This is a genomic window from Desulfosarcina ovata subsp. ovata (assembly GCF_009689005.1).
Lineage (GTDB): Bacteria > Desulfobacterota > Desulfobacteria > Desulfobacterales > Desulfosarcinaceae > Desulfosarcina > Desulfosarcina ovata.
The window spans coordinates 6,436,106-6,458,377 of sequence record NZ_AP021879.1 but is presented as its reverse complement, the minus strand read 5'-3'; the positions used below and the strand labels follow the sequence as shown (position 1 = coordinate 6,458,377).

Genomic DNA, 22,272 nt, shown 5'->3' with positions numbered 1-22,272 from the left:
AGATGGAGGCACCCATCCCGATCACCATAGCAATTACCAATGCTACTTACATTTGCCTTTATTCGCAAGGACTTCTTGACGATTATCTGGCCGAGACGATCTGTCCAAAATGTTCTGTCGATTGCGCCTGCCAGCAACCACCGCCATCACTTGAATTGACCAGATCCACCGTTTGTCGGACCTCCTACAAACTTGAAAAGGATCAAGAGGGTATCGATACGGTGGTCAAGGATATGGCCCAGATTGTTCTGGTTAGATGCCCCATATGTAAAAGCCGGTTCCGGTTGCTCCCGGCGGATATTCTTCCCTACAAACTTTACTCACTACCGGTTATCGAGCGTTCGGTAAGCCTATACAATCGAGGAGACATGGCATTGCGCCAAGTGGTTTGGAATCATTTTTACGGTGATCAAACCCCTGGGCACACGACACTTCACGCATGGACAGAAGGTTTGGGTGCTTGGTGGCTGGGCAGGCCGATGGGGGAAACGACCTTTTCCATACCGGCCACTCGGATCCAGGCGGAGTTGGAAATCCGTTACCCACAAATGTGTTCATTGCATGGTCAACCGGTTTGGATCAACCCGCATCGTTACCGCAGCCAGGGGCGCCGGGAACGTCTTGAAGCCTGCAAAAAATTTGAATTTGTCGGTTCGCTGATCGCGTCCGAAAATCCGCCAAACTTCGTTGAACTCGACTGTCTCATCGTCAGTTGGGGCAATTCGTTCGGCCTTGGCTTTAAAACCGGCATTCGCTGCACGGCGGCTGAACACATCGATTTTAAAAATATGCTAGCATGGGGCCAAATTCTTCCAGAGGAGCCCTTGTCATGTCCGATTCATGGGAGATCGCCGCCTGGCGGTTCGAAATGATCAGTCCACTTGTGGACGACAAACTGACCGAAGCGGAAAAACGGCGCATTCTTAGCGATCGTACGCGGAAGTCTGTTCAATGGCCGTGTTCGTCCCCAAAAAGGCCCATCGGCAGAAGCACACTGTTCCGGTGGATGAAAGATTACCGCGAAAAAGGCTTTTTGGGGCTGATGCCCAAGGTCAGAAAAGACAAGGGGCTGGCCCGCACCGACCGCAGTGAACAGGTGAACTACGCCCTGGGGCTTTTGTACGAAGAGCCCGGGCGCTCTTTGACCCAGCTGATGATTTACCTCGAATTGGAGTTCGGTGAGCTGTCCATGAGTCGCTCGACCCTGAGCCGTGATCTTCGCGCACACCCGGCATTTTTGGGCATTTTGCAACGCCGAAAGGCAGCAGGCAAAAAGCTGCGGGACCTGTACGAGACAGATCAGCCACACGAGATCTGGCAGATGGACGCCAAAGGCCCGTTTTCGGTAATGTTGACCGACGGCCAAACGATCCGGGTCCATGTGCTGTCGATCCTCGATGATTTTAGCCGATACATTCTGGCCGCCATCATCGCACAGGCTGAAAATATCCAAGCCGCCGTCAGGGTCTTTCGCCTGGCCGCATCCAAGTGGGGGATTGCCCTTCGCATGCAGTTTGACCGCGCCTCGGCTTATGACTCCGAAGTCTTCCGCACCGGCCTTGCCTTTTTGGGGGTTCATCGAAACTGGGTAAAATCCCGCAACCCAGAGGCACAAGGGAAAATCGAAGCTTATCACAGATCCCTGAAAAGATGGTTCGTCAAAGAGCTGCCAAACCAGGAAGTGGTCGATATCCATCATCTGGAGGCTCTGCTTCAGGCGACGATCGCTTTGGTCTACAACCGGCACCACCATCGTGAAATCAAGATGACCCCGGAACAAGCCCTGGCCCGACGCCTCTCAACACGGCGCGTCGGTGCCGAACAACTTGCCCAGGCATTTAAAATCGCCGTCCAGGCCAAAAGCCACCCGAAAACCGGCCAGGTGAATCTACCCAACGGCCTTTTCCGTGTGCCGACCCGCTTTGCAGGAAAAGAATGTGATTTTCGCTACGATCCGGTCAACACAGACCAAGCCTTGCTGATCATCGATGATGCGCACCAGATCCCGCTTGAACCCTTCACCAAAAAGCACCCCTTCGATTTTCAAAAGACAGAGGAAAAACGGGGCACCGGACAGCTGCAAAAACTTTTGGATGTCTGGCAGGGTCACTGCCGACCCAATGCCCAGCCCGGCTTCGGTTTGCCGGAAGTGTTTCGTGAGTTAAGCCGGCTGCTGCAGCGCCCCGTCCCCATCGACCAACGCGAAGCCGCGGCCATCGAAGCCTTTTATCGACAAAACGGCCCCTTGCCCGCACAGCCGTTTCACCAAGCGATCGACAAAACCGCCGACGCCCTTGGACCCAACCGTGCCCTGAAAACCTATCTGCAATACCTGGAAAGGCTTGTAAAGGCACAGGCAAATAAACCCGATCCCCAGGAGGACTCTCTATGAACCCATCGTCCTACTTTGTCTTTGACGACTTTGCACGGGCGCTTGAAAACCTTGAAAACGCCTTTCGAAACGAAAACGACCGTTATCTCATGTTAACCGGTGAGACCGGTGTCGGCAAAACCTGGCTGTGCCGGCAGCTGAACACCGTCCTGGACCGCTGCAGGCATCGCGTGCTGTATTTTTCTCACGCTCGTCATCTGAGTGCAACCGCCCTGGTCCGCGTGCTGGCCACCTGGATGAGGCTGCCCACCCGACGTTCTCACAGCGAAACGCTCCAGGGCCTGATATCCGCGCTTGGCGAACAACCCCACCAGTTACTGATATGGTTCGACGAAGCACACGAATTGGCCGATGAAACCCTGCTGGAGGCAAAGGCGCTGGCCGAAAGCAATCTTGACGACAGCTGCCCGGTACGCATCCTGCTGATCGGTATGCCTTTGCTGCGGGACAAAGTTCAGGCCATTGCCCCTTTGTGGCGACGTATCGTGGTTAGGGAAGAGTTGACCGGTTTGACATTCGATGAACTGCCTCCTTTTATCGAATATCACTTCGGCCCCGAAAATTTGCAGCGCATCTGTCAGCAGGGGATGCATATCCTGTTTGAACGCGCCAGAGGCATCCCGGGCCTGGTTGTCCCTATGCTCAAAAAAATCTTGGCCGAAAGCAAACCGGACGGCCCCATCGATCCCTTTACCCTCGACGACATCCTCCAACGCTGGGAACTGACATGAAAGGAGATATGCCATGAACCCGCAGCAAGCCGAAATCCTGCGTGACATCGTACAGCGCATGATGGCACGCTACATCACCGTCAAACCTCTGGGCATCGATCTGGGTGACAAAAGAAAACTGATCCCAGCGCTTGACTGCCGGATCCTTGATTACGGCGCCGCCAGAACGCTCTACCGGAACCGACGCCCTGTCTGCCGATCTCTGGATGCCGTCAAACCCATCAATGATCAGGAAAAACTCTGCCAGAAATGTATCGATAGAGAACCATGTACCGGCCAGGTGCGCTTGGATCTGTTGTTCGACAACACCCCTTACAGACTCCTGATCGCCTACACTTCCGCTAAAAACTTCCTGATCTACACCGGTAAACTCGTTGAAAAAAAACTTGAAATTCGATCCATCAATACCAAGATCGTCGTTGTTAACAGAGGCTCATGGGGTGAGTTGCGCTTCTGCCTTGCTAATATGTAGAGGAAAAATATACTGACTTCTTGTTGTAAGTCGGTTTTTTACGGTAGTTGCTTTTTGCATAGTTGGCGAAACGCCATCCACGCGGTAGGCTGTATCATCTGGTCATTTGAATCCGTCTTTATTATGGTCGATATGATATATGCTAACGTGACGATATCGAATGCTACCTGGATGGTCTCATGAAACGTGGGATGACAGTCTCAAAAAACGTGGCACACGACAGCACAAAGGGCTAACCAAAAATTAAGATATGAAAATAGGTTCGGAATTGACTGAACATCATTAAAGATAAATGCGATGTTTTGGTAGATCACTATCTCAAACCCCGAGACGGAGGCTACCAATGAGCAAATACAAAATCGAAGTCATGGTGAACCTGGTTGAATGTGATGAGGAAACGGACGATAAGCCCATTGAACTGGAAGATGGATGTTATCAATACACTGTAAACGCTGATGCCGGTGAAAATATAGACGACTGCGAAATAGCAATTTTAAATACGGCATACCCTGCAATAAGAGCCGCCATAGCACGACACATGGAAAAGGTGTCTAAAAAAAAGTCCTGACTTTCAGTGGGGCTAATCAAATTGAGGTAAATGAAAGCCCATATCTGGTGGATGGCGCCGTGGGGCGTTTTGCGTTTGAAACCCACTTCGCATTTGATGAAAATGGCGTTCGGTTTGACAGTAGTCAATCGATATTTGCCCCATTAGGAACGAATCAGTTTTATTTGACCACGGGCTTTAAGGAACGGGCCATGATTATGGGTAATACGGAAGGATCCTTCCGGAAAACATCAAAATGGCTCAACTTCATACGGCACCAAATAGAAGGCGGTACGCCACATCGCACATTGCATGATCAGACCCAGAAAGAAGGTCGGGAATTGATCGACCATTTAAAGCAAAAGGCCGATGATTTGAATCATGGCAACTTCAGCGCTGACGGATGTTGTATCAACCCAGATATTCCCAGGGGCGGAGAACCGATATCAATTCCCATGGATGAAGTTCACAAGGCCCTTTCTAAAGGATCTTTCGACTATAATCCGATTGAACTGTTGAATAATCCCGTCATTTACGAAGAACCCAGTCAAACGGTCAACATAAGCATAGACGACGTAACCCCCAAAAGGCAGAAGGGTACACGAGAAAGCCCAAAAATCACTGAGCATACGCGAAAATATGTACATGATACCGTATGCCACATTGAACATGGAGGCCCAAAATACGTATTGGCAGCTGATGGCACCAAATCATGCTTGTGGTTGCTAATCGCGTTTCTTTTGTCAAATTTTCTATTCGGCAAACGTCTTCAGATTTTTACCGACGGCCATAAGGCGCTAAATGCTGCCATCGTCAAGCAATTTGGTTGGTACAATAATATGCAGATTGTTCTTGATTGGTTTCATCTATGCAAGAAGTTCAAAGAAGAATTGAGCATGGGGATGAAAGGCAGAAAGTTGAGAAATGAAACGCTTCGCGCGGTTATGCCGTTGTTGTGGCACGGCCTTACAAACAAGGCCATATCATATCTTGAAAACATCCCGGCATCCGAAATCAAGGATGAGAATCATATTCAAAAGCTCATTGACTATTTGGGTCGGAATAAATCCTCGATTCCCAACTATGATATGCGCAAACGGTTAAATCTTCGGAACTCGAGTAATGTGGGTGAAAAGATGAACGACCTCGTCGTTTCAAATCGCCAAAAGAAGAATGGAATGAGTTGGGCGAAGAAAGGCTCTCTCAATCTGGCTATCATCACAACTTTGAAAATCAACGATGAGTATCACAATTGGTTCAGCAATAAGGAAGTAAAATTTAGCTTAGCTGCTTGACCATTTAAGATATCTTCGTCCGCACAGATCGAAAGAATTAGACGGCCAAAATCGAACAACAGCAGTAATGAGAAGTAAAAATGGCGAGACAATACATGTTAGAAAAAGCACAAAAGCAGAGTCTCGTCAACTAAAAATTTATGATGCACTGGGTGTGCCTCATAGTCCAGGAAAAGTGGTAAAATATGAGGTATAAAAAATAAGTAGTGCCATAAACGCCTTAGCGTATGACTCAACTATTAGAAATTACAGTAAATATTAAATTCAAGCGGAAAAGATGGGCTATGACGAAGATCCTTCCATCGAAGGCAACGAGCTGTCTTACACCCCTCGGCATATGACCAAAATCGGTGTGGTTTACGACAATCCGGAGCTTTTCACCCTGGGTGTTTACCTGAGCAATGTCGGTGAGCGCTACGGCGACCTGGAGAACTCGGACGACAAACGGCTTGAGGGATACCAGGTTGTGGATTTGAAGGTTTCGCGCAAGCTCTTCAAGGAGCTTGAAGTCTTCGGCTACATAAACAACCTCACCGACGAGAACTACAAGGAGTATTATACGACCACCAATCCGCCGCTTACCGCGATGGTTGGAGCGAAATATAGCTTTTAAGGAAGAGAGATGATTACTTACTTCTGGGCCGTCGGCATCGGCTTCACCATCCTCATTTTTGCCGGCAAGGCCGGACTGGTGGCGGGATCGGCCAATCTTAAAACTTCCCGGATCGTGGTCCTGGCTCTGGCATACGGGCTGTTGGCCTTCTCGATGGGGGTATTGCTGAAAATCGTTAATCCGTTAAATTACTTCGAGCTGTTTCAGAAGTTTATGACCCATGGGGTGATCCTGCATTTTTTTCTCTCCCTAGGGTTGATGGCATGGGGGCTTTATACAATGAAAACGGCCTTCGATGAGCGCCTGCGGCAACAATCGAAGGTCGGTTATCTGCTGATGCTGCCATGTCCCGTTTGTCTCACGGCCATGCTAATGAGCTGTTCCATCTTCGTGGCCCTGACCGGCAGCGACCCCTTGAAGGCCGGCGGAATGATGGCGATCCTTTTTCTGGCGGTGATCGTCGGGCTCGCCTTTCTCGCCAGAGGCCAGATGCGCAAGGGCGCAAAGGGAAAACAAGGCCCGGTATTGCTCGGTTTCATCATGATGATGGCCGGTCTTTATTTTGTGGTCTCGATTATCGTGGTTCCGGTCTATTCCAAGGCCAAGGCCCTTTTGTCCATGACCGCCGCCGGCTCCGGCGCGGATCTTTCGCTCGGGCAGGCAGCGGTCATGCTGGCGATCGTCGCCCTGATTTTTAGTTTGGGTTTTTTAAGAGGCCTTCGAAGCCAATCATCAACAGCGAGGAATAACAAATGAATATTCTCGGTTTAATGCAATCGGCCCATTACCTAATCATGAACGCCCTGCTTTATCCGGTCATGGGATTGTTGCTTTTTCTCGTCGTCGCCGTGCTTTTCATTTCAGGAAACTTTGTCTCCGAATTTGTCTACCGCCGAAAACGCCATCCCGGCGGGGATCGGCATTGCGAGAAGCTTGCCGGTAGGGTTTCGAAAAATATCCTGCAGGCCCAGCATGAGGCGGCCGCCGAAAAGGTCAAGGACTATCTTGAGGAATCCATCGGCCAAAGCCGCTCGATGCGGGATTTCTTGAGCGATTTTGCTCGGCTGGTGGCGGATGGCCGCGACAACCTGGAGATCCGGGCCGAGAAAGTGCTTCAGCAGTATGAGATCAGGACATCCGAAGCCTTGGACAAGAGCCGGGTGATGATCCGGATCGGGCCCATGCTGGGCCTGATGGGCACCCTGATCCCCATGGGGCCGGCGCTGCTGGCCCTGACCAAGGGTGATTTGACCCAGATGGCCAATGGTTTGATCATCGCTTTCGGCACAACCGTGTCGGGCCTGACCATCGGCGTGCTGGCCTACGTGATCTCTGTCGCCAGGGAGCGGTGGTATGTCCAGGACATGCGGGATATGGAGTATATCGTCGATCTGACCCTTGGGAACGTTGACCGTCATACCCAATCCGCTGGCAACGGCCAGGAACCGGGGGCCACCGTGCTGCCCATGAGCAGGGGGTGAAAAGGATGCGTTCGCCAAGAGAAAAGAGAAGAAACCGGCGTCCGGCCAGTGCCATCCACCAGGAAGATCCCATGAGCGCGGCGGCCAATCTGTTCGACGTGGCCATGGTCTTTGCCGTGGGCCTGATGGTGGCCATGGTCAGCGCCTATCATCTGCACGAGCTGTTCACCGCCGATGAGCTGACCATGATCAAGAACCCCAACCAGCCGGGCAAGATGGAAATCATTACCAAGAAGGGCAAGGAGATCAAGGTTCAGAAGCTGACCAAGGAGATGGCCCAGGGCCAGGGCACGCGCCTGGGCACGGCCTACCGACTGAAAACCGGCAAGGTAGTGTACATCCCAGAGGAAGAGGAAAGATAGTTAGTGCCCATCCACGAATGGCCAATTTTCCCGATATCGGCGTTGCACTAAAAATTTTATCCTCGGAATATTCCTCTCGTTGCCATGCTCTGCGTGGGAACGTACAGGGCCAAATGTTCCCACGCAGAGCATGGCAACGAGGGTTACGTAGGCAAAGTTAGAACCAAGCACAAAAAGAGGAACCGACATGAAGATTGAAAAGCGCATCATCGAATTTTTTATATCTATCTGCATTATCACGCTGTTGCTGCTTCCGGTGAGCGCCGGTGCATCACCCCCAACGACAATTGCTTTCATCATCCCCGAAACATCCACCAAGGTCATGGCGGAAGGGATATCGGCGTTCGACAAAGCATATCCTGCATTGGCTGAAAAAGTAAACATCGTCGTCTACCCCGGCAAGGATCTGGAGGAGAAGACGGTCGAGCCCGATATGACCGTGCCGGATATTATTTTCCTCTATCATATCGGCTACAAGGTCATGCTCGACCTGGAAAATCCCTTGAAGCTGGCCAGGGCCAGGGGCGCCAAAGTGATCGGGATAGGCGGATACGATATCTTCCGGGCCAAGGGGTATTACAATGTCGACCTCTCCGCCCATCCAAACATGGAGGTGTACTGGCACCATGGCGGACCGGAAAATGTGAAGCGCCTGATCGCCTGCCTGCTGAACGAGCTTTCCGGCATGGCGGATATCGCCGTCGAGCCGCCCGTTGAAACACCCCTGGAGGGAATTTACCATCCGGATGCCCCCGGCTCAAAGATCTTCGACTCGCTTGAGGAGTACCATAAGTGGTATCGGGAAGCTGGACATCTCAAGGATGCCGCCTGGGCCGGGCTTTTGGCCTACAACACCCTGAAGGTCGGCGACAACAAGATCGAGGACGCCATCATCCGGCAACTCGAAAAGGAAGGGATCAATGTGATCTGCGCCATCGGCTACCCGGCGGCGAAGATGTTTCAACATTATTTCCTGAAAGACGGCGTGCCCCAGATCGATATCGTGGTCTCGCTGATGTTCTCCCATCCCAAGGAAAAATCGGTGGCGCTTTTGGAGAATGCCAATATCCCGGTGATCAGGGCGATTTCACTCTACAACGAGGTGACGGAATGGGAAAAAAAACCCCAAGGCATCACCCCAGTCCAGCTGGCTTCCCAGATCTTTCTCCCGGAGATGAGCGGGCTCATCGAACCGACGGTCGTGGGCGGCAAACGAATCTTTTTCGATGAGAGGACCGGCATGAAAATCACGGAGCGAGTCCCCGTGGCCGAGCGGATCGAGAAAGTGGTCAAACGGACAAAGGCCTGGCTAAGGTTGAAGCACCTTGCCAACGACCAAAAGAAAATTGCCGTGCTTTACTACAATCACCACACCGGCAAGCAGAACCTGGGGGCCAGCTACCTCGATCTTTTCGCCAGTCTGAAGGTTCTTTTGGATTCCCTTGGTAAAGCGGGATACAACCTGGGAGAAAATGTTTCCCTGACCCAAGAGACGCTCAAGGAGATGATCATGATGCAGGGGCGCAACATCAGCACCAAGGCGCCCGGAGAGCTGAAGAAAATGGTTGACACCGGCAAGCTTGTGATGATTCCGGTAGCGGATTATAAAAAGTGGTACAATGAGCTTCCCCAGGCTTTCCGGACCGGCGTCGAGGAGAAATGGGGCACGGTCGACCAGACCACGCTCATGACCTGGGGAGACAAGGCAAAGCAAGAGAAGTACATCATCATTCCGGGGCTGATTTTGGGCAACCTGTTCATAGGTCCCCAGCCCACGCGCGGCTGGCTCGAGGAGGCGGATCATCTCTACCATGACATCACCCTGCCTCCCCATCACCAGTATCTGGCCTTTTATCTCTGGCTGAAGCACGCATTCAACACCGACGCAGTAATTCATTTCGGAAAACACGGCACCCTGGAGTGGACGCCGGGCAAACAGGCGGGCCTGAGCGAAACCTGCGCGCCTGATGTACTCATGCAGGATATCCCGGATATCTACCCCTATCTCATGGATGACGTGGGCGAAGGCACCCAAGCCAAGCGGCGCGGGTACGGGGTGATCGTCGACCACATGATTCCGGGCATCAGGATGTCCGGTCTTTACAAGGAGTACGCCAAAATCAACGAGCTGATTCCCCTTTACGAACAGGCCAAGGACCAGACGCCGGCCGTGGCGGAGAAATACCAGGAGGAAATCCTGCAACTGACGGATACGCTTGGCATCGGCAAGGATATCGGCGTGGAACTGAACAAGGATCATTTCGATGAGCTGCTTGACGTCCTGCACGACTATCTCGCCGAAATCAGAAGCGCGAGCATGCCTTACGGCCTGCATACCCTGGGGGTTCCCCTGACCGGCGAAAGCCTTGTCAGCATGGTGATGGCCATGCTGGCTGTCGAAACCGACATTCCGGCCCTGGATGAAATCGTTGCCGGAATTCAGAAGCTCGACCTGAAGAAAATGAAGCAAAAACCGGGCAAATACATCAAGGAGATGGAAGCCATCGATACGGTCAGCGAGGTGTTGCTGTCAAAGGCGATTTTGGAGAAAACGCCCCTGGAGAAAATATTTAGCGAAAGCCTGGGGAAACACTATGCCGCGGCATCACCCAGGCAAAAGGTCTGGCTGAAGCAAATCATCCAACGGGGCATCGGGTATGCGACAAGCCTCGGCCAGTGCGACCAGGAGATTAAAAGTATCCTGAATGCTCTGAACGCGGGCTATGTCCTGCCCGGTCCGGGCAATGATCCGATCCGTGATCCCGAAGCCCTGCCCACGGGCAGGAATTTTTACGGCTTCAACCCGGAGAAGGTGCCCACCCAGGCAGCCTGGAAGGTCGGCAAAAAACTGGCTGACGATCTGATCCAAGGCTATCTGAAGAAGAACGGACGCTATCCGCACAAAACCGCCCTGGTGTTGTGGGCTACGGAGACCCTGCGGCATCACGGCGTGATGGAGTCGAAGGCCCTTTACCTGATGGGCGCCAGGCCGATCTGGGATGGCCGGGGCTATGTGAAGGGCGTGGAACTGATCCCGGAATCAGAGCTGAAACGGCCCCGCATCGATATCCTGGTCTCCGCCTCCGGCCTGTACCGGGATGTCTTTCCCATCCAGATCGGTCTGATCGACGATGCCGTGCAGATGATCATCAAGGCGGAAGATGAGAAATACGAGAACTTCGTTCGCCTGCATACCCTGGAAACCGAACAGGTCTTCAAGGAACAGGGCTATACGGAAAAGGAGGCTGCGGAATATGCCCGCTTCCGTATCTTCGGTGCTCCCAATCAGGGATACGGCACGGGACTGAACGAGGCCATACCGGCCAGCGGCACCTGGGAAAAGGATGACAAGCTGGCGGATCTTTATATCAACCGCATGAATTATGCCTACGGCCGCAACGTGTGGGGGAAGAAATCCCAGGATGCCTTCAAACAGGCGCTGAAGGGAACCGACATGGTGGTCCACAGCCGCTCCACCAATCTTTTCGGAGTGGTGGACAATGACGACGTGTATCAATACATGGGCGGGTTGGCCATGGCGGTGAGAAACGTTTCCGGCGAGACTCCGGATCTGTTTATCGCGGATGCCAAAAACCCCTCGGACCCCAAGATGGTCGATTTCGCAAAAGCTCTGGGCCTTGAGGTCCGCGCCCGGAATTTCAACCCCAAATGGATCGAAGGCATGCAAAAAAACGGCTATTCGGGTGCCCGCGAGATGGCCAAATTCGCCGAAAACCTCTGGGGCTGGCAGGTGGTCACGCCGGACGAAGTGTCCAAGGAGATGTGGGAGCAGACCTATCAGGTCTATGTGGCGGACAAGTACGGGATGAAGCTCAAGGAGTTCTTCGAAAAGAACAGCCCGCACGCCCTGCAGTCCATCACGGCCAGGATCATGGAAGTGGAGAGAAAGGAATATCAGAAATTCGATGAGCAAATGCTCCGCAAGGTCGCCGTGGACTATGTGGAATCGGTGGCCCGCCAGGGCATGGCCTGCTGCGAGCACACCTGCAACAACATCGCCATGAACCAGTTCGCCGCCAATATCCTCTCCGTGCCGGGTTTGGTCTCGCCGGCCACCATGCTGAAATTTCAGCAACAGGTCAAGCTGGCCACCGGCAAGGATGTACGAACTCCGGAATGGGTCAAAAAGGCGGAAACCAAGGAAACCAAAAGCGCCAAGGCGCCGGATGAAGCCGCTGGCGAAGCCGGCACACAAAAGGCAGAGGAGGTCAAGGGCTATGAGTTGAAGGAGAAGAAAGAGGAGAAGGCGACGGAGATTTCCTCATCCGGGGCGTCCCTGGCCGCGGTGCTGCTCGTGGTCGCCATCGTAGCCGTTATCGGGCGCGGCTTTTGGAAGGGGATGAAGAGACGGTAATAAAAAAACATGAGCCTTCAAAACCCAAAAAAAGGGGTACGCCGTGAAACCATTACCCGATTTAGATTTGCAATTGCATGCGTTGTTCGACATCATTAACGGCCGCACAAAAACCCAATTGCTGCTCACCGCCATTGAACTGAACATTTTTGATTTTCTCTCGACATCGCAATCCGCCGAATCAGTGGCCGCCGAGCTGGGCACCCATCCGATGGGCACGCGATTTTTGCTCGACGGCCTGGCAGCTTTGGATCTGGTGGACAAGGAAGATGGCCGTTACCGCAACCGCCCGGGCACCCAAATGGCCCTCCATCGCCAGAGCCCGGCCTATGTGGGCCGGATGTTTTCCATGATGGGATCCATGGCCTGGATGCTTTCGGGTCAGGACCTGATGTTCGACAGTGGAGAAGTTGCCGAGACGATGAAGCGTGTCGGTTTTTCCTCCGTGGAGAGTTCTGTCGTCGGGACACCCATGATGCTCATGGAGCTGGACATTGCAAGGAAATAATTATCTTTGAGAGTGTCCATCCAGAAATAGGCAAATTGGGTTGAGATCAAGGCGCCCGAAAAATTTTACCACAGGCATATGGTTGATATTCCGAGGATAAAAATTTTCGCGCAACGACGATATCGGGCAAATTGGTCATTTCTGGATGGGCACTTGATAGCATGATCTCGAGCACTGTCAACACGATCCAAGTTCTTGCACAAACCGAGGCAGTGAGATTACGGTTACACCGCTGCCGACTGAGAATTCATCATCACCGCCGTAAATTATGTATTTCCGGGTAGCGCCGACATCATCGCAGATTGCGCTGTAATGCCGGCCCAATTTGGGAGCTGTACCATATTTGATTTCCACGGCCCAGATTTCCGATGACGGCATCCTGATGACCAGGTCAATCTCCGCTCCTGCGGCGGTGCGGTAAAAATAGGTTTCGGCACGACGGGGCAATACCGAATGGATATTTTCCACCACAAAACCTTCCCAGCTTTTGCCAAGCACCGGATTGGAAAGCAGGGCATCATACTGGTCGATTCCAAGCAGCCGGTGTAAAATGCCGCTGTCCCGGATGTAGTAGCGTGGAGATTTTATCAGCCGCTTTTTGACATTGGCATGCCATGGCTCCAAACGTCTGACCAGTAACAAATCCGAGAGGATGTCGATATAGTTGCTCACGGTTTTGCCATCAATTTCAAGGTTTGCACCCAGCTTTGAATAGTTAACCGGTTCGCCCTGCAGATGGGCCAGCATAGTCCACAGGCGGCGCATCCTGATCGCTGGTACACGATAACCCAATTGTGGAAGATCCCGCTCAAGATAGGTGCGAATCAAATCCTCAAGCCAATCCATGGCAATATTGTCGTCAGCGGCCAGGTAGCTTTCGGGAAAGCCGCCTCTTACCCAGAGCTTGTGTATTGTTTGGCTTTGGTGGCCGGTCTCGATGACGTTCAGGCCGCCCATGTAGATGTAACTGATTCGACCGGCAAGGCTTTCGGACGTTTGCCGCATCAAATCCATGGAGGCTGAGCCAAGGAAAAGAAATTGCCCGGATTTACGTCCCTGCTCCCTATTTTTATCAATAAGGCCCCGCAACACCGGAAATAGGTCCGGTGCACGTTGTATTTCATCCAGTATGACTAGTTTATCACTGTGGCCGCGTAAAAAAATGGCGGGATCCCTGAGTTTGAGCAGATCTTCCGGTGCTTCCAGGTCGAGGTAGACGGAATCCAGCCCCTTTGCAATAGTTTTGGCAAGTGTGGTCTTACCCACCTGACGAGCGCCAAGCAATGCGACCGCCGGCACCTGCGCGATTTTTTTCTTTATTTCGTTGGTAATCCATCGGGGAATCATACCTTGCATTTTAGGATGCTTGCTACAAAATTACAAGGTATATAATGAGGGTGGATTATAAAATGGCCTTTGCGATGACTTTATTGCTCCTCTCGCATTCAACAGCGGAGAAGTCGCCGAAACGATGAAGCGTGTCGGTTTTTCCTCCGTGGACGTGGAGAGTTCTGTCGTCGGGATACCCATGATGCTCATGGAGCTGGACATCGCCAGAAAAAGGATTGACATCGTACCATATGAGATGTTTTAAATATTTTCAATTTGTTAATTTGCAGGCGTTCGCAAGAACCTAAGAGCCTGTTTGAGAAGTCTGGATCAGGCTCGATAACAAGGCGGAAAGTGGCTCAAAAGCGGAGCATATATATAATATGTGAGCATTTTGAGACACTTCCCAACGCCGTTAGCGGGCCTTAGACGGATTTATCAAACAGGCTCTAAGAGGGAATCCCGTTAAAGTCGGGAGCGGACCTGCCGCTGTAACACATATGCTTTGAATGGTTCAAAGCGGGCATCTCGGCAATTCGTGTCACTGTTCGACATTGTGAATGGGAAGACCGTCGGGATGGATGTGAAGCCAGAAGACCTGCCTGCTGATTGGTTTGGAATCGCTCCCGGGTAGGGAGTAGATGAAAACTCATCGTTGCACCGTCAGGGATTGAATACGGTATCCCCGTTTCCACTGTGGAAGCGGGGATTTTTATTTCGAGGACATGTCATTATGCACCAAATTACCATAAAGGCGATAAACGGCTATGAAATGAACCTGCCCGGCGATACCTGTGCCGATTTCACGAGGCACGGTGAAGCATGCTGGCAAATCCCGGAGATGATCGGCACGGGTATTTTCAAACAAATTGAATTCCGTTCTGGATTTTATCTGTTTATCGCTGACTACCAGGTGAAACAGCACTGTGAATGGGATATCGTCTTCAACCGATCTGGGTTTGGAATCGAATTTTGCGTATCCGGCCAAATGCAAGGCCGGTATACGGGGATGGACCTATCAGTGCTATTACGCGAAGGTCACAGTCCGCTTTGTTATTTCCCTTGCCTGTCCGTCACTGGGGAGGACATCAAGGATACACGCAGATTCTCTTTTTCGATCATCATTGAACCCAAAGTATTTAATACCCTGGTGGGTGGCGATTGCAAACATTTTCCCATGGCATTCAGATCAATTGTGGATGGGACCAGAGAATATAGCTATTACCAGCCCGGCGAAATCACGCCGGAAATCCTCTCCACCCTTGAATCCATTCTTCGCTGCCCGTTAACCGGACCTACCCGCCGGTTGTTTCTTGAGAGCAGGATACTGGACTTGATTGCCCGCCGGTTACAGCAACTTGATGAATGTTCAAATACTTACCCGGATGACGGTGGGATCACCTTGTCGGATGTAGAGAAAATACATCAGGCGGCATCGCTCCTGGCCAAAGATATGAAAAATCCGCCAACGTTATTTAACCTTGCCAGATCCGTGGGGATATCCCACGCCAAAATGAACCGGGGGTTTCATCAAGTGTTCGATACCACTGTTTTTGGGTATCTGAGAAAAATACGACTGCAACAGGCAAAGCAACTGCTGGAAAACCATCAGATGAATGTTACGGAAGCAGCGTTCGGGGTCGGATACAACAGCCTGTCCTCCTTTTCCAGAGCTTTTTTCAAACAATTCGGCAAAAATCCCCATAGGTTCATCCGAAATAGATTTGCAGGTAGATTGACCAATTCAAAACCATCCTCCTGACAAAAATAATACATCCCGGACATCCATACGAGAAATGTACGCGAAGCAGACTTCAATGCTTTCCGGTTTTATTCACCGAGCCCTCCCCTTTGTTCATTTCGAACAAAAAAAAGATCAAATGGGATTCGCACGGAAATCCATTTTAATGTAAGAGCACGACGATATCTCAATCGTTAACCATCGGCCTTGTAAGGCCATGAAAACAAGCCGGTTTGGTGCTTCGCTGCTAATAATATCCCAAGAGACTTAGAATTGAGTTGTGTCCGGTTTCTTTGTTTGGTCTGTGAATCTTGCCGTTATTATTTGTCGATGAACAGGAGAGCGTATGAAAAACCAGTGTGGTTGGGCCGTTACAGGTTTTCTGATGGTTTGCTGTATCGCCATGTCGGCTGGAGCCGAGGAGCAGAAGTATATGACGTTGGGAACCATGACGGTTACGGCTCAGAAGCAGGAGGAAAACGTTCAGGACGTGCCGATGTGCATAACGGTGTTCAGCGATCAAGATATTGATGATAAAAAAATCAAATCAATCAGCGAAATAGCCGATTTTGTCCCCAATTTTATGGTTTTCAATGAAGGTGGACCAGGCATCAATTCACCATCCATGCGCGGTATTCATGCACCCCATCTCTCCTATACGACGTCGGTGGGACTTTTCATCGACGGCATCCCTATCTTATCAACTTTTGGATATGAAGATGCACTGCTATATGTAGAGCGTGTGGAAGTACTCAGGGGACCGCAGGGCACCCTGTATGGGAAAAACACCCAAGCCGGCGTCGTCAATATTATCACATCGCAGCCCAACAACCAACTCACTGGAAAAATCAGCGCTGAATTGGGGCGCCTGCTTTCCGGTGAAACAGGAGATAAACTAAAAAAAGAAATTTCGTTCAATGTGAGTGGCCCGATACAAAAAGATAGCCTTTTTATAGGCCTGGCCGGGCAATTTTATCAAAGAGATGGATATATTGAAAACACCATTACCGGCGATACGGTAGATGACAGAGAACACTGGTTGGGAAAGGCTCATCTTCGATGGACGCCGACGGATCAACTGGATATTTCATTGATTGCTTCGATGCTTGAACACGACGATGGGGGAGCAAATATAACCCTGGGAGAATACGGAGCCGCGACATACGGGATTTCCGTTCCAGGGGATCGCAAAGTTACCTCCAACCTAGAAGGCAATTATAAACCACGTGAAAATTCGCAAGCACTGAAAATCAACTATGATTTTAGTGAGTTGTGGACATTAACATCGATTACCACAAGAAGGTCGTACAATGACGAAGCCGTGGACGATTTTGATTATACCGGCGAGACATTATCACATATCTATAAAGATGACCAATTAAGAACCACGGCACAGGAATTCAGACTGAACTATGCCTCAGAGCAGTTAACATGGCTGCTCGGCCTGTATTATGACAATGACTATAAACATAAAAAAAGGGAGACCATATCTAGTTATTCAAGCATGAACAGTTCTACTGATCGGGAGATCGATGGGGACACCTATGCAGCCTTTGTCCATGTTACTTATGGATTGGCCCCTCACATCAATTTGATTGCCGGCTTGCGATATGAACAGCAGGATCAGGAATTTGAAGATAATCTTAACGATAAACAATTAGATGATTCCTGGGATGCATTCACACCTAAGATAGGTGTGGAATACCATTTTACATCCGATGTTTTGACCTATGCAACCGTGTCAAAAGGATATCGTTCCGGTGGATTCAATGCGCTGGCCGATGAGGCTTCACCCTATTACAGCTATGATGAAGAGGAGTTGTGGTCCTATGAAATCGGAATGAAAAATACCTTGCTGAACAAAAGATTGATTCTGAACGGTGCTCTTTTTTATATGAATATCAGCGACATGCAAGTCACGGATGCTGTCACGCCTGCCACCTCGTACCTGACCAATGCCGCCAAGGCCACGGCTAAGGGAATAGAGGTGGAAGCCACGGTCAGGGTAACCCAGGGCCTGAGCCTCATGGGCAGTTTCGGGTATACCGATCTTGAATTCGAGGACTTCGAGGACGCAAAAGGCGATTACGAGGGCAATCGGAATCCCTATACGCCGGACTACACCTACAACATCGGCGCTCAATACCGGTATCCCGGTGGCTTGTATCTCAGGGCGGACTTGATCGGCTACGGCAAGATGTATTTTGACCGGGCAAATGAGTACTCACGGGATTCCTACCAACTGGTCAATGCCAAAATCGGTTACGAAACGGAACGCTTCGATGTCTACCTCTATGGAAAGAATATTTTTGACGAGGAATACAATTCCTATGGCTATTACAGCGGTTTTTACACGATCTACAGCGATCCGGGAGAGGTCGGCCTGCAAATGACCTGGCGTTTCTAAATGCCTGATGACGGTGGCGGAACTGAGATAAGATTAACGGCTACGCAAATGACGCGTAAGCCGCTGAGAATCTGGCTGTTGTTAGCCAGCCTTTACATGACCCAGTTTTTGGGGTTGAGTTTTTTCTGGATCGCATTGGTGGTCATCATGCGTCGGCAAGGCGCCCCCATGGAACGGTTAGGGGTGATTTACCTTTTAGGACTCTTTTGGGCCATCAAGTTTCTATGGGCGCCATTGGTCGATCGTTTTGCCTTTGGTCGATTGGGGCATTATCGGGGCTGGCTGCTGTTGACCCAGAGTGGCATGGTGCTGAACCTTATCATTATCGGCTGCTTCGACATTTCAACACAATTTGGCGCTGTTCTGACCGGATGTGTGGTCTTGGCCTTTCTTTCTTCAACCCAGGATATCGCCGCCGATGGCTTGACCTGTCGCCTGCTTTCTGCAAAAGAGCGAGGCTTGGGCAACGGGATCCAATACGCCGGCGGGATGCTCGGCAACGTGCTGGGAGGTGGCGTTGTTTTGATGGCCTACCCCCATATCGGATGGAAAGGGTGTATGGCTATCCTGGCGTTATGCACATCGGTCTCCCTATTCCAGGTCTTGTGCTTCCGCGAGAAAACATATTCGGTTGCCTGCCAAAACAGCCCCGTGCCGTTGCGCCGATTTTGGAGCTTCTGGCAAACTTCCGGGCACAAACAATGGTTCTTGTTGCTATTGATTTATCCGATCGGCAGCACCCTTGCCCATGCCATATTGGCGCCTATGATGGTCGACGTTGGGTGGTCCATGGAGCGCATCGGCATGGTCATGAACATCCTCGGTTCTATCCTTAGCGCCTTGTCTTCTCTTTTTACGGGCTGGCTGCTTCGCTGGAGGGCACGTTCTTCCGTTTTGATCGGTGCCGCCACGGTTCAGGTGATTGGTTTGTTGGCGATAACATTGTCGCTGATCGGCCTGCCGGACGATTGGCGTGTTCATTGTTCAGTTGGTGCCTGTTTCTTGATCCATGGTGTTTTATTGACCCTGATCAGCACAATGATGATGGATCGCGCTTCGTTGAAAAGCCCCGCCACGGACTTCACCTTGCAATTCAGCGCCTATTACTTTCTCAAGTTTGTCGCGGCTGCCGGCAGCACAATATTGGCCGGACAGCTGGGCTACCTTGCCGTCTTGATGGTGGCTTGCGCGTTTGCATGCCTTGCGCTTGTGCTTGCACTGTATTTCAAGCCGACGGCGGAAAAACGGATGGATCGTGTGGCATTGGGAAATGTTCATTGAATCTATGTTGATGGTCTTGTACCTCCAATGAATGTTGCAACATTGAGGGAAACAAGTTGCCGTATCGTCATGCCGGGCTTGATCCGGTTTCATGAAAAATATTAATTGGAAAATAAAAAAGGAGGCGCCGTGAAACAATTACCCGATTTAGATCTGGAATTGCATAATCTGTTCGACATCGTCAATGGCCGCACAAAAACCCAATTGCTGCTCACTGCCATTGAACTGAATATTTTTGATTTCCTCTCGACATCGCAATCCGCCGAATCAGTGGCCGCAGAGCTAGGCACCCATCCGATGTGCACTCGGTTTCTACTCGACGGCCTGGCGGCTTTGGACCTGGTGGACAAGAAAGATAATCGTTACCAGAACCTTCCGGACACCCAAATGGCCCTCCATAGCCAGAGCCCGGCCTATGTGGGCCGGATGTTTTCCATGATGGACGGGATGTCGGCCGGCATCATGGCGGATATCGGCCACGCGGTGCGTCACGGTCCCCCTGATACGCCTGCCGATTTCGGCAATGAAGCCGTCTGGGCGGCCCATGCCCGGTCCATGGCCAACTACCAGCGGGGCGGCCCGGCCCAAAAAATGGCCGCCACAGTATCGCAAATCGATGGGTTCGCATCTTTTGAGAAAATGCTGGATCTGGGAGGCGGGCCGGGGCTTTACTGCATTGCCATGGTGGCCGAACATCCCCGTATGCGTGGGGTGATTTTTGATCAACCGGCGGTAACCAAGGTCGCCGAGGAATTCATCGCCGAATACGAGATGGCGGATCGGGTGACGACCATGGCCGGCGATTATGTTAACGATCCCATCGGCGAAGGATACGATCTGATCTGGGCCAGCGCGACACTTAATTTCGTGCGCCCCGGCTTGACCGCAATGCTCGAAAAGATCCATCGCGCCCTGAAGCCGGGGGGCGTATTTGTCAGCCATGCGGATGGGCTTACCCACGAACGGACCCAGCCGGCGGCATATGTATTAGGCAGCATGGCCTGGATGCTTTCAGGGCAGGACCTGATGTTCGACAGTGGTGAAGTCGCCGAGGCCATGAAGCGTGCCGGCTTCGCCTCCGTGGAGAGCACAATCGTGGAGACACCCATGATGCCCATGGAGTTGGATATCGCCCGAAAATGAAACGGTTGACAAACCGGCAAAAAATCTGTGAATAGAATAGTTTAATTGTTTTAGTGGTTACTTACGGCGCGCGGCCGCTTAGCGGTGCGCGCGAAGTGAAGGTGGTTGCGAACCGCAAACAGCGGTAGCGCAAGCGCCTTTTTTTATGGTGGGATTCGCCTTAATGCCGAATTCGAAGCAGATCGGATTTCTCAAATGGCCGAGCGATACCATTTTTGTTACACGCCCCGGGACGGTATATGCTCTCCGACAGCGCTGGATATCAGGCGCGACACCCCGGAACATTTCGAATATCGATGGCAGGGATCCGGAGATTTCGGCGATCTCCGGTTTGCCAGAACCGAGATCCGTCCGGGTTTCGATATCTGGATGAGTGATTGCCTGTTTCACGAAGATATCCACTTTTCCATGGCCGATCACCCTGCGGCCTTTTCCTTTAGCTTCTGCCTGTCCGGCAAATCCATGGCCAGATACGGCAACAAGCAGGAGCCCATTGAAATATCGTCTGGAAAGCAGGGTATTTTTTATTGCCCGGATCCCAATGGAACCAGTTGCATGGGCATAGACGTACCCCAGCGCCAGGTGCGGATCATTATTTCGCCGGAGCGGCTCCGTTTCTATTTCGAATCCGATCTGAACGCGATCTGAATGCGATCCATCCGGTGATGAAGAACATCCTGGAGGAAAAGCAGGACGACCTGTTTTACCGGCTCCGTACGATTACCCCGGCCATGCGCGCGGCGTTGCAGCAACTGGTTGGCTGCCCATTCGGCGGCGTAACCCGCAAATTATTCTTCGAGAGCCGCGCCCTGGAGCTGATCGCCCATCAACTCCACCAGATGTCGGATGTCCGCAAAACACCGGCCACTCACGAGCATCGCCTGCACCCGACCGACCGAAAACGCACCGAGCGGGTCAGGGAGCTTTTGGTCAGCAACCTGGAAGACCCACCAGGGCTTAGCCAGCTTGCCCGGGAGGCCGGCATGTCCCATCCCAAATTGAACCGCTGTTTCCGTGAAATGTACGAAATGACGGTCTTTCAGTATCTGCGCAACGAAAGACTCAACCGGGCCAGACAAATGCTTGACCATGGCCTCAACGTTACCGAGACCGCCTATGCCGTGGGCTATGACAGCATCAGTCATTTTTCCCAGGCCTTTAAAAAACAGTTCGGTGCCTCTCCCGGCAGGTGCATGGGCACGTTATAAACAATTCGATAATGCTTTCTTACCTACTGCTCTTTTTGGATAGAAATTCGATAGTATATGATTCCAATCCCTGGGGATGGTTTTTCGCATACGTCATCAGCAAAGCGGCAAGCTTACCAAAATCGGATTCAGATATGGTATGAGGGACAATGATAAGCCCCTTGTGAGGTCTTAGCCGCTTCAAACGCCTGAACCGTCAAAGTGATAAAAGCATCCCTGTTGCGAGTCACCATTGCTCGTTCTTTCGCAGCCGCAAAGGCAAGCTGCTCTTCATCCGATGCCCCCAGCATACCATCTTCGTGGGCACTCACAGCATCGATTCCATTCTTTCTTAAAATCTCCGACACTCTGGGACTGATATCTTTATCCAGATACAGCTTCATTCTT

General features: G+C 51.5%; 21 protein-coding genes and 1 riboswitch. Of the genes, 19 read left to right on the top strand and 2 right to left on the bottom strand.

Annotated features, from left to right (window positions below; all coding sequences use genetic code 11):
* Positions 1-2: 2 nt before the first annotated feature.
* From GN112_RS28285 to GN112_RS28230, 12 genes are all read left to right on the top strand, one after another.
* Positions 3-872, top strand: a complete 870-nt coding sequence (locus GN112_RS28285) for a hypothetical protein (protein WP_155310211.1) — start codon at positions 3-5, stop codon at positions 870-872.
* A complete protein-coding gene (locus GN112_RS28280) occupies positions 830-2,392 on the top strand; it encodes a DDE-type integrase/transposase/recombinase (protein ID WP_162458929.1) in 1,563 nt (520 codons plus the stop codon). Before GN112_RS28285 ends, GN112_RS28280 begins: the two co-directional genes overlap by 43 nt.
* A complete protein-coding gene (locus GN112_RS28275) occupies positions 2,389-3,123 on the top strand; it encodes an ATP-binding protein (protein WP_155310208.1) in 735 nt (244 codons plus the stop codon). Before GN112_RS28280 ends, GN112_RS28275 begins: the two co-directional genes overlap by 4 nt.
* Positions 3,124-3,136: 13 nt before the next feature.
* Positions 3,137-3,595: a hypothetical protein gene (locus GN112_RS28270; protein WP_155310207.1), complete on the top strand. Its 459-nt coding sequence runs from the start codon at positions 3,137-3,139 to the stop codon at positions 3,593-3,595.
* Between the two features lie 343 nt (positions 3,596-3,938).
* On the top strand, positions 3,939-4,163 hold the full coding sequence (locus tag GN112_RS28265) for a hypothetical protein (RefSeq protein ID WP_155308746.1): 225 nt from the start codon (positions 3,939-3,941) through the stop codon (positions 4,161-4,163).
* 47 nt (positions 4,164-4,210) lie between these two features.
* Entirely contained in the window at positions 4,211-5,437 is a 1,227-nt protein-coding gene (locus GN112_RS34625; protein ID WP_231716912.1) for a hypothetical protein, read from the top strand.
* A 277-nt stretch (positions 5,438-5,714) separates the two neighbouring features.
* Complete coding sequence (locus tag GN112_RS28255) at positions 5,715-6,050, top strand: TonB-dependent receptor domain-containing protein (RefSeq protein WP_155313230.1); 336 nt, start codon at positions 5,715-5,717, stop codon at positions 6,048-6,050.
* A 9-nt stretch (positions 6,051-6,059) separates the two neighbouring features.
* The gene (locus GN112_RS28250) at positions 6,060-6,806 is read left to right on the top strand and encodes a DUF2162 domain-containing protein (protein ID WP_155313229.1); all 747 of its coding nucleotides are present in this window, start codon (positions 6,060-6,062) and stop codon (positions 6,804-6,806) included.
* Positions 6,803-7,531: a MotA/TolQ/ExbB proton channel family protein gene (locus GN112_RS28245; protein ID WP_155313228.1), complete on the top strand. Its 729-nt coding sequence runs from the start codon at positions 6,803-6,805 to the stop codon at positions 7,529-7,531. The genes GN112_RS28250 and GN112_RS28245 overlap by 4 nt, the downstream gene beginning before the upstream one ends.
* A 5-nt stretch (positions 7,532-7,536) precedes the next feature.
* Complete coding sequence (locus GN112_RS28240; RefSeq protein ID WP_155313227.1) at positions 7,537-7,893, top strand: DUF2149 domain-containing protein; 357 nt, start codon at positions 7,537-7,539, stop codon at positions 7,891-7,893.
* A 187-nt stretch (positions 7,894-8,080) separates the two neighbouring features.
* Complete coding sequence (locus tag GN112_RS28235) at positions 8,081-12,268, top strand: cobaltochelatase subunit CobN (protein WP_155313226.1); 4,188 nt, start codon at positions 8,081-8,083, stop codon at positions 12,266-12,268.
* A gap of 43 nt (positions 12,269-12,311) precedes the next feature.
* Positions 12,312-12,776 (top strand): methyltransferase family protein, encoded by a 465-nt coding sequence (locus tag GN112_RS28230; RefSeq protein ID WP_155313225.1) that lies wholly within the window; start codon positions 12,312-12,314, stop codon positions 12,774-12,776.
* A gap of 177 nt (positions 12,777-12,953) precedes the next feature.
* Here GN112_RS28230 and GN112_RS28225 read toward each other — a convergent pair whose 3' ends face one another.
* Positions 12,954-14,132, bottom strand: coding sequence for an ATP-binding protein (locus GN112_RS28225; RefSeq protein ID WP_155313224.1), 1,179 nt, complete (start codon positions 14,130-14,132; stop codon positions 12,954-12,956).
* Between the two features lie 115 nt (positions 14,133-14,247).
* Between GN112_RS28225 and GN112_RS34945 the strand changes: the two genes are divergently transcribed.
* From GN112_RS34945 to GN112_RS28195, 7 genes are all read left to right on the top strand, one after another.
* Positions 14,248-14,370, top strand: a complete 123-nt coding sequence (locus tag GN112_RS34945; RefSeq protein WP_269434956.1) for a hypothetical protein — start codon at positions 14,248-14,250, stop codon at positions 14,368-14,370.
* Between the two features lie 138 nt (positions 14,371-14,508).
* A riboswitch (cobalamin riboswitch) is annotated at positions 14,509-14,725 on the top strand.
* A gap of 113 nt (positions 14,726-14,838) precedes the next feature.
* Positions 14,839-15,867, top strand: a complete 1,029-nt coding sequence (locus GN112_RS28220) for a helix-turn-helix domain-containing protein (RefSeq protein WP_155313223.1) — start codon at positions 14,839-14,841, stop codon at positions 15,865-15,867.
* A 325-nt stretch (positions 15,868-16,192) separates the two neighbouring features.
* Entirely contained in the window at positions 16,193-18,253 is a 2,061-nt protein-coding gene (locus GN112_RS28215; RefSeq protein WP_155313222.1) for a TonB-dependent receptor, read from the top strand.
* Complete coding sequence (locus GN112_RS28210) at positions 18,254-19,534, top strand: MFS transporter (RefSeq protein ID WP_155313221.1); 1,281 nt, start codon at positions 18,254-18,256, stop codon at positions 19,532-19,534.
* 129 nt (positions 19,535-19,663) lie between these two features.
* Positions 19,664-20,677 carry a methyltransferase gene (locus GN112_RS28205; protein ID WP_162459154.1) on the top strand — a complete coding sequence of 338 codons (1,014 nt, stop codon included), beginning with the start codon at positions 19,664-19,666 and terminating at the stop codon, positions 20,675-20,677.
* Positions 20,678-20,872: 195 nt separating this feature from the next.
* On the top strand, positions 20,873-21,325 hold the full coding sequence (locus tag GN112_RS28200; protein ID WP_155313219.1) for a hypothetical protein: 453 nt from the start codon (positions 20,873-20,875) through the stop codon (positions 21,323-21,325).
* 17 nt (positions 21,326-21,342) lie between these two features.
* Positions 21,343-21,885, top strand: a complete 543-nt coding sequence (locus GN112_RS28195) for a helix-turn-helix transcriptional regulator (protein ID WP_231717264.1) — start codon at positions 21,343-21,345, stop codon at positions 21,883-21,885.
* A 128-nt stretch (positions 21,886-22,013) separates the two neighbouring features.
* On the opposite strand, the gene GN112_RS28190 is transcribed toward GN112_RS28195, so the two are convergent.
* The gene (locus GN112_RS28190) at positions 22,014-22,268 is read right to left on the bottom strand and encodes a DUF5615 family PIN-like protein (RefSeq protein ID WP_155313217.1); all 255 of its coding nucleotides are present in this window, start codon (positions 22,266-22,268) and stop codon (positions 22,014-22,016) included.
* Between the last annotated feature and the right edge of the window lie 4 nt (positions 22,269-22,272).